Source organism: Bacteroides sp. OF04-15BH (assembly GCF_003477995.1).
GTDB lineage: Bacteria > Bacteroidota > Bacteroidia > Bacteroidales > Bacteroidaceae > Paraprevotella.
In genome coordinates, this window is sequence record NZ_QUEM01000022.1 from 25,483 (window position 1) to 41,137 (window position 15,655).

General features: G+C 46.1%; 15 protein-coding genes and 5 tRNA genes. 2 read left to right on the top strand and 18 right to left on the bottom strand.

Annotated features, from left to right (window positions below; translation table 11 throughout):
- Nucleotides 1-37: 37 nt before the first annotated feature.
- The 17 genes from rpoB to DXA74_RS10660 form a co-directional block, all read right to left on the bottom strand.
- On the bottom strand, nt 38-3,853 hold the full coding sequence (gene rpoB / locus DXA74_RS10580; RefSeq protein WP_118527406.1) for a DNA-directed RNA polymerase subunit beta: 3,816 nt from the start codon (nt 3,851-3,853) through the stop codon (nt 38-40).
- Between the two features lie 105 nt (nt 3,854-3,958).
- Complete coding sequence (gene rplL / locus DXA74_RS10585; protein ID WP_118527408.1) at nt 3,959-4,333, bottom strand: 50S ribosomal protein L7/L12; 375 nt, start codon at nt 4,331-4,333, stop codon at nt 3,959-3,961.
- Between the two features lie 44 nt (nt 4,334-4,377).
- Entirely contained in the window at nt 4,378-4,893 is a 516-nt protein-coding gene (gene rplJ / locus DXA74_RS10590; RefSeq protein ID WP_118527410.1) for a 50S ribosomal protein L10, read from the bottom strand.
- Nucleotides 4,894-4,908: 15 nt separating this feature from the next.
- Nucleotides 4,909-5,607, bottom strand: a complete 699-nt coding sequence (rplA, locus tag DXA74_RS10595) for a 50S ribosomal protein L1 (RefSeq protein WP_118527412.1) — start codon at nt 5,605-5,607, stop codon at nt 4,909-4,911.
- A 23-nt stretch (nt 5,608-5,630) separates the two neighbouring features.
- Nucleotides 5,631-6,068 (bottom strand): 50S ribosomal protein L11, encoded by a 438-nt coding sequence (rplK, locus tag DXA74_RS10600; RefSeq protein ID WP_118527414.1) that lies wholly within the window; start codon nt 6,066-6,068, stop codon nt 5,631-5,633.
- Between the two features lie 57 nt (nt 6,069-6,125).
- A complete protein-coding gene (nusG, locus tag DXA74_RS10605; RefSeq protein WP_118527416.1) occupies nt 6,126-6,671 on the bottom strand; it encodes a transcription termination/antitermination protein NusG in 546 nt (181 codons plus the stop codon).
- Nucleotides 6,672-6,681: 10 nt separating this feature from the next.
- On the bottom strand, nt 6,682-6,870 hold the full coding sequence (gene secE / locus DXA74_RS10610) for a preprotein translocase subunit SecE (protein WP_118527418.1): 189 nt from the start codon (nt 6,868-6,870) through the stop codon (nt 6,682-6,684).
- A gap of 15 nt (nt 6,871-6,885) precedes the next feature.
- Nucleotides 6,886-6,958, bottom strand: a tRNA-Trp gene (locus DXA74_RS10615).
- A 60-nt stretch (nt 6,959-7,018) separates the two neighbouring features.
- Nucleotides 7,019-8,200 carry an elongation factor Tu gene (gene tuf, locus DXA74_RS10620; protein ID WP_118527419.1) on the bottom strand — a complete coding sequence of 394 codons (1,182 nt, stop codon included), beginning with the start codon at nt 8,198-8,200 and terminating at the stop codon, nt 7,019-7,021.
- Nucleotides 8,201-8,258: 58 nt separating this feature from the next.
- Nucleotides 8,259-8,330: transfer RNA gene (locus tag DXA74_RS10625), tRNA-Thr, on the bottom strand.
- 6 nt (nt 8,331-8,336) lie between these two features.
- Nucleotides 8,337-8,412: transfer RNA gene (locus DXA74_RS10630), tRNA-Gly, on the bottom strand.
- A gap of 49 nt (nt 8,413-8,461) precedes the next feature.
- Nucleotides 8,462-8,547, bottom strand: a tRNA-Tyr gene (locus tag DXA74_RS10635).
- A gap of 51 nt (nt 8,548-8,598) precedes the next feature.
- Nucleotides 8,599-8,672 (bottom strand) — tRNA-Thr (locus tag DXA74_RS10640).
- A gap of 91 nt (nt 8,673-8,763) precedes the next feature.
- The gene (hpf, locus tag DXA74_RS10645; protein ID WP_118527457.1) at nt 8,764-9,063 is read right to left on the bottom strand and encodes a ribosome hibernation-promoting factor, HPF/YfiA family; all 300 of its coding nucleotides are present in this window, start codon (nt 9,061-9,063) and stop codon (nt 8,764-8,766) included.
- Between the two features lie 15 nt (nt 9,064-9,078).
- A complete protein-coding gene (gene xerC, locus DXA74_RS10650; RefSeq protein ID WP_118527421.1) occupies nt 9,079-9,969 on the bottom strand; it encodes a tyrosine recombinase XerC in 891 nt (296 codons plus the stop codon).
- Nucleotides 9,970-10,043: 74 nt separating this feature from the next.
- Nucleotides 10,044-10,235 carry a 30S ribosomal protein S21 gene (rpsU, locus tag DXA74_RS10655; protein ID WP_118527423.1) on the bottom strand — a complete coding sequence of 64 codons (192 nt, stop codon included), beginning with the start codon at nt 10,233-10,235 and terminating at the stop codon, nt 10,044-10,046.
- Nucleotides 10,236-10,404: 169 nt separating this feature from the next.
- A complete protein-coding gene (locus DXA74_RS10660) occupies nt 10,405-11,397 on the bottom strand; it encodes a malate dehydrogenase (protein ID WP_118527425.1) in 993 nt (330 codons plus the stop codon).
- Between the two features lie 159 nt (nt 11,398-11,556).
- Here DXA74_RS10660 and DXA74_RS10665 point away from each other — a divergent pair, with 159 nt between their 5' ends.
- Both DXA74_RS10665 and DXA74_RS10670 read left to right on the top strand, forming a co-directional pair.
- The gene (locus DXA74_RS10665; protein ID WP_118527427.1) at nt 11,557-13,344 is read left to right on the top strand and encodes an aminopeptidase P family protein; all 1,788 of its coding nucleotides are present in this window, start codon (nt 11,557-11,559) and stop codon (nt 13,342-13,344) included.
- A gap of 4 nt (nt 13,345-13,348) precedes the next feature.
- Complete coding sequence (locus DXA74_RS10670) at nt 13,349-13,921, top strand: gamma carbonic anhydrase family protein (protein WP_118527429.1); 573 nt, start codon at nt 13,349-13,351, stop codon at nt 13,919-13,921.
- A gap of 170 nt (nt 13,922-14,091) precedes the next feature.
- On the opposite strand, the gene gltX is transcribed toward DXA74_RS10670, so the two are convergent.
- Nucleotides 14,092-15,609 (bottom strand): glutamate--tRNA ligase, encoded by a 1,518-nt coding sequence (gene gltX, locus DXA74_RS10675; RefSeq protein ID WP_118527459.1) that lies wholly within the window; start codon nt 15,607-15,609, stop codon nt 14,092-14,094.
- Between the last annotated feature and the right edge of the window lie 46 nt (nt 15,610-15,655).

The window sequence follows — 15,655 nt, forward strand, 5'->3', positions numbered from 1 at the left end:
GTTTCTTATTTATATATAAAAGAGTTACTTCGTAAAATTAGTCAAGAGTGATACTCAATCCCAAACCACGCAACTCGTGCAACAGCACGTTCAATGATTCAGGTATACCCGGAGTTGGCATCGGCTCACCTTTCACAATGGCCTCGTATGCCTTAGAACGTCCTACCACATCATCTGACTTAATGGTCAGGATTTCCTGAAGCACATGAGAAGCACCGAAGGCCTCGATGGCCCAAACCTCCATCTCTCCGAAACGCTGTCCACCGAACTGCGCCTTACCACCCAACGGCTGCTGGGTAATCAAAGAGTACGGACCGATAGAACGGGCGTGCATCTTGTCCTCAACCATGTGACCGAGCTTCAACATGTAAGCGATACCTACAGTAGCCAGCTGGTCGAACTTCTCACCGGTAGCACCATCGTACAACTGAGTTGAACAGTAACGTGGCAAACCGGCCTTGTCAGTCCACTCGCACAGGTCGTCCAAAGTAGCACCGTCGAAGATAGGAGTAGCAAACTTAACACCTAACTTGCGTCCGGCAGCTCCCAATACAGTCTCAAAGATCTGACCGATGTTCATACGTGAAGGCACACCCAGCGGATTCAATACGATATCTACCGGAGTTCCGTCTGCCAAGAACGGCATATCTTCCTGACGCACGATCTTAGATACGATACCCTTGTTACCGTGACGACCGGCCATCTTGTCTCCTACACCAATCTTACGTTTCTTAGCGATGTAAACCTTAGCCATCTGAATGATACCTGAAGGCAACTCATCACCGATTGTAATGGCAAACTTCTTACGCTTCAATTCTGCATCGAGCAGCTTATATTTCTTCAGGAAGTTGATGATCAACTTGGCAATCAGACCGTTCACATGCTCATCCTCTGTCCATCCGATCAGCTGGATTGCAGTATAGTCCAGATTTTCCAAAGCCGGTGCACTGAAACGGGCTCCCTTGGCAATCACCTCAGCACCCATATAGTCTTTCACTCCGGCAGAAACCAGATTCTCGGTCAGTTCGAGCAACTTGTCGATCAGGATAGCCTTCAAGTCATCTACCTTGCTGTTGAACTCTTCATCAATCTTCGGCAGGATCAACTTATCGGCAGCCTTGGCAGCACGGGTCTTGATTGCTCTAGAGAACAACTTCTTGTCGATAACCACACCCTTCAAAGAAGGAGAAGCCTTCAAGGAAGCGTCCTTCACATCACCGGCCTTGTCACCGAAGATGGCACGCAACAGTTTCTCTTCTGGTGAAGGATCGCTCTCTCCCTTCGGAGTGATCTTACCGATCATGATGTCTCCCGGCTCAATGCGGGCACCCACACGTACGATACCGTTCTCATCCAAATCCTTGGTAGCTTCCTCACTTACGTTTGGAATATCTGAAGTCAACTCTTCAACACCACGCTTAGTTTCACGAACTTCGAGTGAGAACTCTTCCACGTGAATAGAAGTCAGGATATCTTCACGAACCACACGCTCGTTCAATACAATCGCATCCTCATAGTTATATCCCTTCCAAGGCATGTAAGCCACCAACAGGTTCTTACCCAATGCCAACTCACCGTTCTCGGTAGAGTAACCTTCTGTCAGGATATCACCGGCCTTCACACGCTGACCCTTGTCACAAATCGGACGCAAGTCAATAGTCATGTTCTGGTTCGTACGACGGAACTTCGGAATGCGGTATTCCTTCAAGGCTGGCTCGAAGCTTACGAACTCTTCTTCCTCTGTGCGGTCGTAAAGAATACGGATTGTAGTTGCATCTACATATTCAATCACACCATCGCCCTCAGCGGTAATCATGGTACGTGAATCCTCGCATACCTGTTTCTCGATACCGGTTCCGACGATTGGAGACTCACTCTTCAACAATGGAACTGCCTGGCGCATCATGTTAGATCCCATCAATGCACGGTGAGCATCATCGTGCTCCAAGAACGGAATCAAAGAAGCCGCGATAGAGGCAATCTGCTGCGGAGCAACGTCCATCAGGTTCACTTCTGTAGGAGGTACTACTGGATAGTCATCATCCTGACGGCATTTAACCTTAGTACGGATAAAGGTACCGTCGTCGTTCAGCGGAGCATTTCCCTGACCGATAATCTGTCCTTCCTCTTCCTCTGCAGTCAGATACTGGATACCTGTTTCCAAAGAAAGATCTACCACTCCGTTGTTTACCTTACGGTATGGAGTTTCGATAAAGCCCAAATCGTTGATCTTCGCATAGACACACAATGAAGAAATCAAACCGATGTTCGGACCTTCAGGAGACTCGATAGGACACAGACGACCGTAGTGAGTGTAGTGTACGTCTCGCACCTCGAAACCGGCACGCTCACGTGACAAACCACCAGGACCCAGGGCAGACAAACGTCTCTTATGAGTTACCTCGGCCAATGGGTTGGTCTGGTCCATGAACTGTGACAGGGCGTTGGTACCGAAGAATGAATTGATTACAGAAGAAATAGTCTTCGCATTAATCAAATCTGTCGGAGTAAACACCTCATTATCGCGCACGTTCATACGCTCGCGGATGGTTCTGCTCATACGGGCCAAACCAATGGCAAACTGATTACCCAGCTGCTCACCTACGGTACGTACACGACGGTTACTCAAGTGGTCGATATCATCTACGGTAGCCTTTGAGTTGATCAACTCAATCAGATACTTGATGATCTCGATAATATCTTCTTTAGTCAGCACGCGTACATCCATATCGGTGGTCAGATTCAACTTGCGGTTGATTCTGTAGCGTCCGACCTCTCCCAAATCATAACGTTTCTCAGAGAAGAACAGGTTGTTGATCACCTCACGTGCACTGGCATCATCTGCAGGGTCAGCATTACGCAACTGACGATAGATGTAAAGCACAGCTTCCTTCTCAGAGTTACTTGGGTCTTTCTGCAGTGTATTGAAGATGATAGAGTAATCCGAGGTGTTCACCTCTTCCTTATGGATCAAGATGCTGCTAACGCCACTGTCAATGATTTCCTCTGTATTTGATTCGTCGAGCACAGTCTCGCGATCCAAGATCACCTCGTTACGCTCGATAGAAACAACCTCACCAGTATCTTCATCCACAAAATCTTCTACCCAGCTCTTCAGGACACGGGCAGCCAGTTTCTGTCCCCAATATTTTTTCAGATTAGCTCTTGAAACCTTAACTTCTTCAGCCAGATTAAAGATCTCAAGAATATCCTTATCATTTTCAAAACCGATAGCACGCAACAAAGTAGTTACCGGCAACTTCTTCTTACGGTCGATGTACGCATACATCACATTGTTGATGTCGGTAGCGAACTCAATCCATGATCCCTTGAAAGGAATGATACGTGCTGAATATAACTGAGTTCCGTTGGCATGAATGCTAGAACCGAAGAACACGCCCGGAGAACGGTGCAACTGAGATACTACGACACGCTCAGCACCATTGATAATAAATGTACCGTTGGCGGTCATATAAGGAATCGGTCCCAGGAAAACATCCTGAATCACCGTATCGAAGTCTTCATGATCAGGATCTGTACAATAAAGTTTCAGTTTAGCCTTCAAAGGAACGCTGTAGGTCAAGCCACGCTCCAAGCATTCCTCGATGGAATAACGAGGCGGATCGATATAATAGTCCAAGAACTCCAATACGAAGTTGTTGCGAGTATCCGCAATCGGGAAGTTCTCTGAAAAGACCTTATAAAGTCCATCATTCTTTCTCAACTCAGGGGGGGTATCCAACTGCAAGAAATCCTTGAACGACTTCAATTGCACTTCAAGAAAATCGGGATACGGCATCGGATTCTTCACCGATGCAAAATTTACTCTCTGATTTACTATGTTAGAAGACATCAGTTATATTATTATAATAAACCTAGATATTTATAGACACAAAAAGGTAAAGAACCCCCTACCAGAGGATTCTTTACCATATAACCTGTCAGAACAGGCAAATTCTTACTTCAGCTCAACTTCAGCACCAGCCTCTTCCAAAGTCTTCTTCAAAGCCTCTGCATCAGCCTTAGCCATGCCTTCCTTCAATACGCTAGGAGCGCCGTCTACCATATCCTTAGCTTCCTTCAAGCCCAGACCGCAAGACTCCTTAACAGCCTTAACTACCTGCAACTTAGCTGCACCAGCGCTCTTCAACACTACGTCGAAAGAGTCCTTCTCCTCAGCAGCAGCTGCACCAGCAGCAGCAGGACCAGCAACTGCAACAGCTGCAGCAGCAGGCTCGATACCATACTCATCCTTCAGGATAGTAGCCAACTCATTAACTTCCTTAACTGTCAAATTTACCAATTCTTCAGCAATAGCTTTCAAATCTGCCATTTTATTCTAATTTTTTATTTGTTTGTTACTAAATTAAATATGTATTATTTGCCTTCACCCAAAGTCTTCAAAACACCATGGATTGTATTGGCACCTGATTGAAGAGCAGAAATAACGTTCTTCGCAGGAGATTGCAGCAAAGCAACGATCTCAGCAATAACCTCATCCTTGCTCTTGATAGCTGTAAGAGCATCCAGCTGGTCTGCACCAACATAGAATCCTTCTTCAGCGTAAGCAGCCTTCAATGTAGGACCGCCATCCTTAGCTAAATCCTTCAACAACTTGGCAGGAGCATTTGCAACGTTTGTGAACAAGATTGCAGTTGTACCTTTCAAGCAGCCATATAATGGAGAGTAATCCAATTCAGCGCCTTCAAAAGCCTTGTGCAAAAGAGTGTTCTTAACCAGAACCATCTTAATCTCAGACTGGAAGCACTTTCTTCTCATCAAGCTGGTCTTAGCTGCATCCATACCGGTTGCATCAACCAAATAGAAATGAGGATACTCTTTCAGAATTTCACCAAGCTGAGCTATAATATTACCTTTATCTTCCTTTCTCATGATTTCTTAAAATTTTTAGATTTCTTCAACTGCCTTAGGGTCGATTTTAATACCACGGCTCATTGTACTTGAAAGATAAATGCTCTTTATATATGTACCTTTAGCTGATGATGGCTTCAACTTAATAATAGTTGCAATGAACTCCTTCGCATTCTGTGCGATCTGCTCTGGAGTGAAAGAAACCTTACCGATAGAAGTGTGAACGATACCGCTCTTGTCTACCTTAAAGTCGATCTTTCCTTGCTTCACCTCTCTAACAGCTTTAGCAACATCCATTGTTACAGTACCGCTCTTTGGATTTGGCATCAATCCACGAGGACCAAGGACACGTCCGAGGGCACCAATTTTACCCATGATAGAAGGCATTGTGATGATTACATCAATGTCTGTCCATCCACCTTTGATCTTTTCGATATATTCATCAAGACCTACATAGTCAGCGCCTGCTTCCTTAGCAGCAGCTTCAGCATCCGGTGTACACAAGCAAAGAACTCGAGTCACCTTACCGGTACCATTAGGGAGAGATACAACGCCACGAACCATCTGATTGGCCTTACGAGGATCCACACCCAAACGAACATCGATATCTACAGAAGCATCAAACTTAGTAGTAGTAATCTCCTTAACCAAAGCTGAAGCTTCTTTCAAAGAGTATGCTTTCCCTGCTTCAATTTTCTCAGCGACTAACTTCTGATTTTTTGTCAGTTTACCCATTTTAATTGAAGATTATTAATTTATTAACCCGGGAAGTCCCCTTTTACAGTGATACCCATACTTCTTGCTGTACCTGCAACAAGTCTCATAGCAGACTCAATTGTAAAGCAGTTCAAGTCAGGCATTTTGTCCTGAGCGATAGCGCGTACCTGATCCCAAGTAATCTCAGCTACCTTCTTACGGTTAGGCTCTGCAGAACCACCCTTTACCTTGGCAACCTCCATCAACTGTACTGCTACAGGAGGAGTCTTAACGATGAAATCGTAAGATTTGTCAGTATAATAAGTGATTACGACCGGAAGAACCTTACCAGCCTTGTCTTGCGTTCTGGCGTTGAATGCTTTACAGAAATCCATGATGTTGATACCCTTGGAACCCAAAGCAGGACCTACTGGGGGTGATGGATTTGCAGCGCCTCCTTTAATCTGTAATTTGATTAATCCAGCAACTTCTTTAGCCATTTTTTTGTTTTTTATATTGTTATTTTAAGAAAAGAACAACGCACGTAACAAAATGCCTTATTCTTTTTCAACTTGCATAAAACCTAACTCTAACGGAGTTTTACGTCCGAAGATCTTAACCATAACCTTCAGCTTCTTCTTTTCGGTATTCACCTCTTCGATGGTTGCAGAGAAACCACTGAAAGGACCTTCGGTTACTTTCACGCTTTCCCCTACTTCGTAAGGTACAGGCATTTCTTCCGGAACATCCTTCAGTTCGTCCACAACACCCAAAAGCCGGTTTACTTCGTGTTGACGCAATGGAGTTGGATGACTGTTTGATTCACCCAAAAATCCCAAGACATTCGGCGTGTTTCGCAGCAAAGGAGCCACCTCACCGACCAGAGCAGCTTCTACAAGCACATAACCGGGCAAGTGATTTCTCTCCGTAACAACGCGTTTGCCATTACGATTAGTCACCACCTTCTCTGTTGGAATAAGCACCTGTGAGACATACTTGCCAAAGTCGCCTTTTTTAATTTCGGCATCAATATACTCCTTGACTTTGCTTTCCTTTCCACTAATAGCACGCATAACGTACCATTTCATTTCAATTTCGGCCATCTCTCTTTTTTTAAGGATAAATAAATTCCATTACGTTCTGAAACACAAAGTCCATAACGAAAACTACCAATGCAATGAGTAGGGAAGCAAATAATACTACGACTGCACTGTTTGTAAGTTCTGATGGACTTGGCCAAGTTGTTTTATGAACAAGCTCATTGTAAGATTCCTTACAATATTTTGTAATATTCTTAAACATATTCGATAATATTAGCACGGGAGGAGAGGCTCGAACTCCCGACACCCGGTTTTGGAGACCGGTGCTCTACCAACTGAGCTACTCCCGTAAAATAGGTCCCCGCAAAACGGGGACCTTAAATATCTAATTGAAGTATTTCTCCAATTTATTAGTCAAGAATCTCAGTGATCTGACCAGAACCTACTGTACGTCCACCCTCGCGGATAGCGAAACGCAAACCTACGTTCAAAGCAACTGGGTAGATCAAGTCAACCTTGATTTCTACGTTATCACCTGGCATTACCATTTCAGTACCTTCTGGCAAGTGGATCTCACCGGTACAGTCCATAGTACGCAGATAGAACTGAGGACGATACTTGTTACCGAATGGAGTGTGACGACCACCTTCCTCTTTCTTCAAAACGTAGATAGAAGCCTTGAATGAAGAGTGCGGAGTGATAGTTCCCGGGTGAGTGATAACCATACCACGCTTGATCTCCTTCTTGTCGATACCACGCAGCAACAGACCTACGTTGTCACCAGCTTCACCTTCATCCAACAACTTACGGAACATCTCAACACCAGTGATAACTGACTTCTTGTCCTCACCCAAACCAAGGATCTGAACTTCGTCACCTACCTTAACAACACCCGTCTCGATACGACCAGTAGCAACTGTACCACGACCAGTGATTGAGAATACATCCTCAACAGGCATCAAGAAAGGCTTCTCAACGTCACGAACTGGCTCCTGAATCCAAGTGTCACAAGCATCCATCAGCTCCATAACCTTGTCTTCCCACTGAGCAACACCGTTCAATGCACCCAGAGCAGAACCACGGATGATTGGAGTATCTTCCTCGAAGTCATAAGCTGCCAACAGCTCACGCATTTCCATTTCAACCAGCTCCAACATCTCTTCGTCCTCAACCATATCGCACTTGTTCAAGAATACAACCAAGCGAGGAACGTTTACCTGACGAGCCAACAGGATGTGCTCGCGAGTCTGAGGCATAGGACCATCAGTAGCAGCAACTACGATGATAGCACCGTCCATCTGAGCAGCACCGGTAACCATGTTCTTTACATAGTCAGCGTGTCCCGGGCAGTCTACGTGTGCATAGTGACGATTTGCAGTTTCGTACTCAACGTGTGAAGTATTGATAGTGATACCACGCTCTTTCTCTTCAGGTGCGTTATCGATCTGATCGAAAGACTTTACTTCAGACAGACCCTTCTTAGCCAACACTGTAGTGATAGCAGCAGTCAAAGTAGTCTTACCGTGGTCTACGTGACCGATGGTACCAATGTTTACATGAGGTTTGGTACGCTCGAACTTTTCTTTAGCCATAGCTTTACTTTTTTATTTTTAAAATTAATGAATAATCTTTTTGCTTATAATCTAAAAGAGCTGTTACCGAGACTTGAACTCGGGACCTCTTCCTTACCAAGGAAGTGCTCTACCGCTGAGCTATAACAGCAAAGAATGGAGCGGAAAACGGGGCTCAAACCCGCGACCCCCAGCTTGGAAGGCTAGTGCTCTATCAACTGAGCTATTTCCGCAAATAAAGCTTAGAACCAACAACCAAAACATCAACAAAAGTTCTAAACGTGGTGGGCAAAGATGGATTCGAACCACCGAAGGCGTAAGCCAGCAGATTTACAGTCTGCCCCATTTGGCCACTCTGGTATTTGCCCGGCCAGATGATAAATCATCTTAGTTCTAAGAAACACACTCTCGTGTTCTAGAGCCTCTTGTCGGATTCGAACCAACGACCCCGAGATTACAAATCACGTGCTCTGGCCAACTGAGCTAAAGAGGCAAGCTTTGCAACCGCTTTCGCAGTAGCGTTTCTTAAACGGTTGCAAAGTTAGGTATTTTTTTTAGATCACCAAAACTTTCTCGAAGTTTTTTCAGTGATTTTTCTGTTTTTCTTTCAATTTCTCCAATTGTCGTATCAAAGCGTCTACGCATACATCAACTGCTTCCTCAAAAGTATCACAAACTTTCTCTGAGAAAAGCTCTGCATTTGTAGCCAGAACCTTTATTGAAGCTTCCTTATTTAAAGAAGTCTCAGGCTTTACGACCTTTAATGACACCTCTACCTTTCTTATTTCGTCATTGAATTTTTCCAACTTAGCAACTTTCTTCTCTATAAACTCGTGCAATTTTGCAGTAGCGTCAAAATGAATCGCTTGAATTCTAACGTCCATAATCACCTCCATTTTTTATGCTCTAGGGTGAGCTTGTTTATAAACCTTTTTCAATTCCTCAAAAGTTGTGTGGGTATAAATTTCCGTCGTAGACAGGCTTTCATGCCCCAACAACTCCTTTACGGACTCTAAATCTGCATCATGATTCAACATGACCGTGGCAAAGGTATGCCGCAGAACGTGAGGACTCCGTTTTTTCAAGGTTGTAACTTGTGCCAGATAAAACCGCACTTTTTCAGCCACCCAATTATTCGACGCTCTCACGCCTCGCCCGGTAATCAGAAATGCCGATACCTGTTCGTCATCTTTCACAATCTGACTGCGCAGACTCAAATACTGCTGTATCAACTGGCACAGATCCGTTCCAAACGGAATGAGCCGCACCTTATTTCTTTTACCGAGAACCCGGATTTGCATCCGCGCCAGATCCACATCTCCAAGATCAAGTCCGGTCAGCTCCGACAAGCGGACACCGGTCTGATAAAACATGGATAAAACCAGGCGGTCGCGCACTCCATCAAAATCCTGAGAAAAATTCTTCTCATCCAGCAAGCGTTCCATTTCGGCCTCCCTTACAAAATAAGGCAATGGCTTCTTTTTCTTGGGACCGCTCAGCAGATGCGTAGGATCCTTTTCCAGAAGGTGGCGTTTCAAAGCAAATTTATAAAAAGACCTCAACGCGCTCAGGCGTCTGTTTACCGAGGTCTCCTTATGCCCCTGCTCCATCATGTGCACCATCCATTGACGGATTACATCCGGATCGACATGCTCCCATGTCAGCGAATCATCCAGATTCCGGAAGAACTCCTCAAAGAAGTTCAAATCGTCTCGATAACTGCGCAACGTACGGGGTGAATAATTCCGCTCGTATGCCAAATAATCAAGAAAAGAATCTTTCAGATTCATGGTTCATGTTCAATTACCTTACGGCAACGAATTTAAGAATAAAAAATAACAGTTGCAAGAAAAATTCGAATAAATTATTCTTCTACACGCTGCATTTTCTGAACGTAAACCGCACGTTCCTTTGCAAGTCTCTTAAGTACAGAAGGTTTGTCAAACTGCTGTCTGCTTCTCAATTCCTTAACAACACCAGTTTTCTCAAATTTTCTCTTGAACTTCTTCAAAGCTCTTTCGATGTTCTCTCCTTCTTTTACAGGTACTACGATCATACTTTTCTTTAATAATTAATTGGTTAATAATATTTTTGCAAAATGCGGTGCAAAAATAAGCAATGTTTTCCGTAACAACAAAAAAAAGTACATTTTTCTATCAGACAGCAACAAAAAAGGTGCATACATCGCTGTATGCACCTTTATTTATCTTTCTACAAGACTTCAATTACAAGTTTGGGTTGATCTTGCTCCACTCAGAGATAGCAGGAACAATGTTCAGAGTTACCAACTCATCACGCATCTTGCACAAGTGAGCGTAGCTGGCATCCAACTTGGCAACTTCCTCTTCAGTACCTGTTGGAACTGTGTAGTGGCAACCAGTTGCATCCAAAGTTGTATTCATAGCCATCATAATGTGGTTGTATTTGTCAGTCTGTACATAAGTACCAGCCGGCCAACGGAATGCCTCACCACCCATAGCAGCACGAATCATTTCTACTGACAGGTAAGAAGGGCTCTGGAATGAAGAACGTCCACGCAACTCGATGATCTTGGCACCACCCTTAGTTACATCAACCTTCATCTGCTCCCACTCTTCTGCTGAGAACTCAGAAGTACCGATCAGGTCGTTCAATGGCTTGCCGTCGATAGTTACAGCTGAACCGAATACAGCCATCTGCTCACCGTGACCACCGTAAGTAGCACTACCGGCAACCTTGTACTGAGGAACACCGAACTTCTTAGCCAAAGCGCTCTGCAAACGAGTTGAATCCAAAGCAGCCAGAGTTGTTACCTGTGATGGTTTCAAACCAGAGTACAGCAAAGTAACCAAACCTGTCAAGTCAGCAGGGTTGAAGATGATTACTACGTGCTTTACATCCGGGCAGTAAGTCTTGATGTCCTTACCCAACTGCTCAGCGATTTCGCAGTTACCCTTCAACAGGTCCTCACGGGTCATACCAGCCTTACGAGGAGCACCACCTGAAGAAATGATATATTTTGCATCCTTGAACGCCTCAGCTACATCAGTAGTTGCTGTGATATTCACTTTGTCGAAACCGCTCTGACGCATTTCCTCAGCAACGCCTTCCGGAGAGAATACATCGTAAAGGCACAAGTTTGTAGTCAAACCCATCATCAAAGCTGTCTGTGCCATGTTTGAGCCGATCATACCGGCAGCACCTACAATAACCAATTTCTCGTTTGTCAAAAATTCCATAACTCTAAATTTTATGTTTAAACGTATCTTATAATACTTTTTTCCACAGGCAAATTTAAAGAAAAAGGTTCAGACTAACTAATTTAAAACACGATTATTTTCCTTTTTGCACAATTATAATATACTTTTGCAAAACAGATATATCAAAAGAAAGATTCTATGACGACATTAATCCATAAAAGAGTTGAGCTGCTGCGCTCATTCCTTCAGAAACAAGGCCTGGATGCATTCATTTTTCCAAGTACCGACCCACATCAGGGAGAATATATCCCCGACCACTGGAAAACGCGTACCTGGATCTCCGGATTTGACGGTTCTGCCGGAACGGCCGTAGTTACCCTCCGTGATGCCGCCCTGTGGACGGATTCACGTTATTTTCTGGCAGCCGGGGAACAGTTGAAAGATACTCCTTTTTCCTTGATGAAAGAGCGCATCGAAGGAACACCGTCTATCACGGAATGGCTCGTCCAAGTGCTGCCGGCCGGCAGCAGAGTGGGCATTGACCCCACAGTAAATGCCTACGGTTCTTTTCTGGCCTGGAAGGAAGAGCTGAAAGCAAATCAGATGGAAATGGTATTGGCTGGCGATCCGGCCGAAACCTTATGGAAAGACCGCCCGGTCGTTCCCACCGACGCCATCAGCATACAGCCCGAAGAATTCTGCGGAGAGCCTGTAGCCAGCAAGCTGAGCCGTATCCGAAACAAGATGGAACAAAACCATGCCGAAGCTGTTTTGCTCTCTGCATTGGATGAAATTGCCTGGACGCTGAATCTGCGCGGCACCGACATTCACTGTAACCCGGTATTCATCTCTTATCTGCTCATCGCTCCACAACAGGCCACCTTATTTATATATGGCAACAAACTGACTCCGGAGGTATCGGCATACTTAAAGGAAAATGATATCGACATCCGCGAATATTCCGACATCGAAGAATTCCTGAAAGCTTTCCCGGGAAAGAGCATCATGATGGATCTGATGAATACCAACTGTGCCCTGGTGGAAGCCATACCGGCATCCTGCCCGATCATCGACCGTCCGTCGCCGGTGGCACTGATGAAGGCCATCAAGAATGAAGCCGAAATCAAGGGATTCCGCAACGCCATGACACGCGACGGAGTGGCTATGGTACATTTCCTGAAATGGCTGGAAGAGGAAATGCCGCAGAACACCGTTACCGAAGTAAGCCTCAGCAACCGTCTGGAGGCCTTCCGACGGGAACAGTCTTTATATAAGGATATCAGCTTCGACACCATAGCCGCCTATGGACCGCACGCTGCCATCGTGCACTACGAACCTACCGTAGAGAGTGACATCCCTCTGGAGCGCAAGGGACTGCTTCTGCTGGATTCGGGAGCACAATATCAGGACGGAACGACCGACCTGACCCGCACCATCGCCTTAGGACCGGTAAGTGAAGAGGAGATGCGCGACTATACCCTGGTGCTTAAAGGCCATATCGCTCTGAGTTCGGCCATCTTCCCCGAAGGAACTACCGGTACTCAGCTGGATATCTGCGCCCGCTATGCCATGTGGCAGGAAGGCATCAACTATCTGCACGGCACGGGTCACGGTGTAGGTTCTTATCTGAATGTGCACGAGGGGCCTCATCAGATCAGAATGAACTTTATGCCCACTCCCCTGCAAGCCGGCATGACGGTGACTGACGAACCGGGCATCTACAAGGCGGGCCGCCACGGTATCCGTATCGAAAACACGCTGCTGATCGGCGCAGACCGGGAAACTGAGTTCGGAAAATTCCTCCGTTTCGAACCGCTCACGCTCTGCCCGATTGACAAGACTCCGATACTCCTGTCTCTGTTGGACGAAAAAGAAATAAACTGGATCAACCGCTATCATCAGGAGGTATATGAACGCCTGTCACCGCTGCTCGACGAAGCACACCGCAACTGGCTGAAAGAAAAAACTGCACCAATCATCAAATAAAACAATGGGAATTATCAAAACACTGAAGGGAATTACCCCGAAATTCGGCAAGAACTGCTATGTGACCGAGGGAGCCTGCGTCATCGGCGACGTGACGATGGGCAATGATTGCAGCGTCTGGTTCAATGCCGTGCTGCGCGGCGACGTGCATTTCATCAAAATAGGCAACCGTGTGAACATTCAGGACTGCTGCTGCCTGCATACTCTCAGCGGCAAGGCTCCGGTCATCCTTGAAGACGATGTCACCATCGGTCATCATGTCACCCTGCACGGATGCATGGTTCACAAAAATGCACTGGTCGGCATGGGCTCTACCGTTCTCGATTTTGCAGAAATCGGCGAAGGTGCCATTGTGGCTGCCGGCGCCCTGGTACTCAAGAATACGGTGATCGGCCCCGGAGAACTCTGGGGCGGTGTACCGGCACGCTTCATCAAACAGGTGAATCCGGAACTGGCTGCCAGCCTCAACCAAAGCTATGCGCAGCATTATGTAGACAACATTCCGGTGTACCGCGAAGCGGATGCGAACCCCGAAAACACCAAGCACTGCTGCTATCCGGAAGCATCGCAAGAATAAGCGTCCCTTACGAAAGGAAAAAATCATCAAAATGAAATGCAAAAACCATTTCGATCATCTTACAGAATCATCGAAATGATTTTCGCAGCTGCCGGAAAAAGCATAAAAACAAAAAAGAGACCTTACCCAAAACGGATAAGGCCTCTTTTTTCATTATTTATTCACTAATTTTATTTCAGCAGTTCCAAGGCTGTTTTCATTCTTTTCAAGGTTTCCTCCTTGCCCAGGAATGCAGCCAGTTCATACATATCCGGACCCTTTCCGGCACCGACCAATACGACACGCCACGGATTCCAAGGCTTCTTGCCATTGGTCTCGGCCCAAGTATCAATGGTCTGCTTCAAGGCTTCTACCGAGAAGTCGTCCTGACCCTCCAGAATCTGCAACAGTTCTGCCATGTCCGCAGCTGCCTGCTCGTTCCAGTTCTTCTTGATGAACTTGTCTGTCTTGTCAAACTGAGTAGGAGCAGTGAAGAAGAAGTCGCACAAAGGCCACAAATCCTTGATGAAGTTGATCTTCTTCATCTTCATCATGCCGATTACGGCTTCCATCTGCTCTTCAGTGGCCTGAATACCATTCTCCTGAAGGATCTTGGCAAAGGCAGGAACCAGTTCCTTATTGTCCTTCATCAGGATATACTCACGGTTGAACCACATTCCCTTCACATAGTCAAACTTGGCGCCGGCCTTGCTACACTTGGTAATGTCGAACAGACGGATCATTTCGTCCATCGTCATGATCTCCTGGTCATTACCCGGATTCCAACCCAACAGAGCCAGGAAGTTGATGACAGCTTCAGGCAGATAACCGCTCTCACGATAACCTGAAGATACCTCGCCGGTCTTCGGATCGTGCCATTCCAGCGGGAATACCGGGAAGCCCAGACGGTCACCGTCGCGCTTGCTCAGCTTACCCTTGCCGTCCGGCTTGAGCAACAGAGGCAGGTGGGCAAAGGCTGGCATGGTATCGGCCCAACCGAAAGCACGATACAACAACACGTGCAACGGAGCCGAAGGCAACCACTCCTCACCGCGGATCACATGAGTAACCTCCATCAAATGGTCGTCCACGATATTGGCCAAGTGGTAAGTCGGCAGCTCGTCGGCTGACTTATACAGCACCTTATCATCCAGAATGGTAGAGTTGATCACCACATCGCCACGAATCATGTCGTTTACATGCACATCCTCGTTCGGCTCAATCTTGAAGCGGACCACATACTGCTTGCCGTCGGCAATCATCTGCTCCACTTCTTCCTTAGACAAAGTCAGCGAGTTGCGCATCATGCCGCGGGTAGAAGCATCATACTGGAAGTTGGCAATCTCATTGCGCTTGGCATCCAGTTCCTCAGGAGTATCGAAAGCAATATAGGCCTTTCCTTCCTCCAACAGCTGGTTTACATACTTTTTATATATGTCGCGACGCTCAGACTGACGGTACGGACCGTGATTTCCTCCGAAGCTTACGCCCTCGTCAAAGTGAATGCCCAACCACTTGAATGACTCGATGATATACTCTTCTGCGCCGGGCACAAAACGGGTGGAGTCGGTATCCTCGATACGGAAAATCAACTCACCGCCATGCTGACGGGCAAACAGATAATTATACAGGGCAGTACGGACACCACCAATGTGTAACGCTCCCGTAGGACTCGGAGCAAAACGAACTCTTACTTTTCTTTCTGACATCATAATTAATTGATTCTTTTGCGCAAAATTAGTACTTTTTTTTCTA

What these genes read in the sequence shown, in the direction of transcription:
- rpoB (WP_118527406.1), bottom strand. Translation starts at nt 3,853, where the DNA reads ATGTCTTCTAACATAGTAAATCAGAGAGTAAATTTTGCATCGGTGAAG.
- rplL (WP_118527408.1), bottom strand. Translation starts at nt 4,333, where the DNA reads ATGGCAGATTTGAAAGCTATTGCTGAAGAATTGGTAAATTTGACAGTT.
- rplJ (WP_118527410.1), bottom strand. Translation starts at nt 4,893, where the DNA reads ATGAGAAAGGAAGATAAAGGTAATATTATAGCTCAGCTTGGTGAAATT.
- rplA (WP_118527412.1), bottom strand. Translation starts at nt 5,607, where the DNA reads ATGGGTAAACTGACAAAAAATCAGAAGTTAGTCGCTGAGAAAATTGAA.
- rplK (WP_118527414.1), bottom strand. Translation starts at nt 6,068, where the DNA reads ATGGCTAAAGAAGTTGCTGGATTAATCAAATTACAGATTAAAGGAGGC.
- nusG (WP_118527416.1), bottom strand. Translation starts at nt 6,671, where the DNA reads ATGGCCGAAATTGAAATGAAATGGTACGTTATGCGTGCTATTAGTGGA.
- secE (WP_118527418.1), bottom strand. Translation starts at nt 6,870, where the DNA reads ATGTTTAAGAATATTACAAAATATTGTAAGGAATCTTACAATGAGCTT.
- tuf (WP_118527419.1), bottom strand. Translation starts at nt 8,200, where the DNA reads ATGGCTAAAGAAAAGTTCGAGCGTACCAAACCTCATGTAAACATTGGT.
- hpf (WP_118527457.1), bottom strand. Translation starts at nt 9,063, where the DNA reads ATGGACGTTAGAATTCAAGCGATTCATTTTGACGCTACTGCAAAATTG.
- xerC (WP_118527421.1), bottom strand. Translation starts at nt 9,969, where the DNA reads ATGAATCTGAAAGATTCTTTTCTTGATTATTTGGCATACGAGCGGAAT.
- rpsU (WP_118527423.1), bottom strand. Translation starts at nt 10,235, where the DNA reads ATGATCGTAGTACCTGTAAAAGAAGGAGAGAACATCGAAAGAGCTTTG.
- DXA74_RS10660 (WP_118527425.1), bottom strand. Translation starts at nt 11,397, where the DNA reads ATGGAATTTTTGACAAACGAGAAATTGGTTATTGTAGGTGCTGCCGGT.
- DXA74_RS10665 (WP_118527427.1), top strand. Translation starts at nt 11,557, where the DNA reads ATGACGACATTAATCCATAAAAGAGTTGAGCTGCTGCGCTCATTCCTT.
- DXA74_RS10670 (WP_118527429.1), top strand. Translation starts at nt 13,349, where the DNA reads ATGGGAATTATCAAAACACTGAAGGGAATTACCCCGAAATTCGGCAAG.
- gltX (WP_118527459.1), bottom strand. Translation starts at nt 15,609, where the DNA reads ATGTCAGAAAGAAAAGTAAGAGTTCGTTTTGCTCCGAGTCCTACGGGA.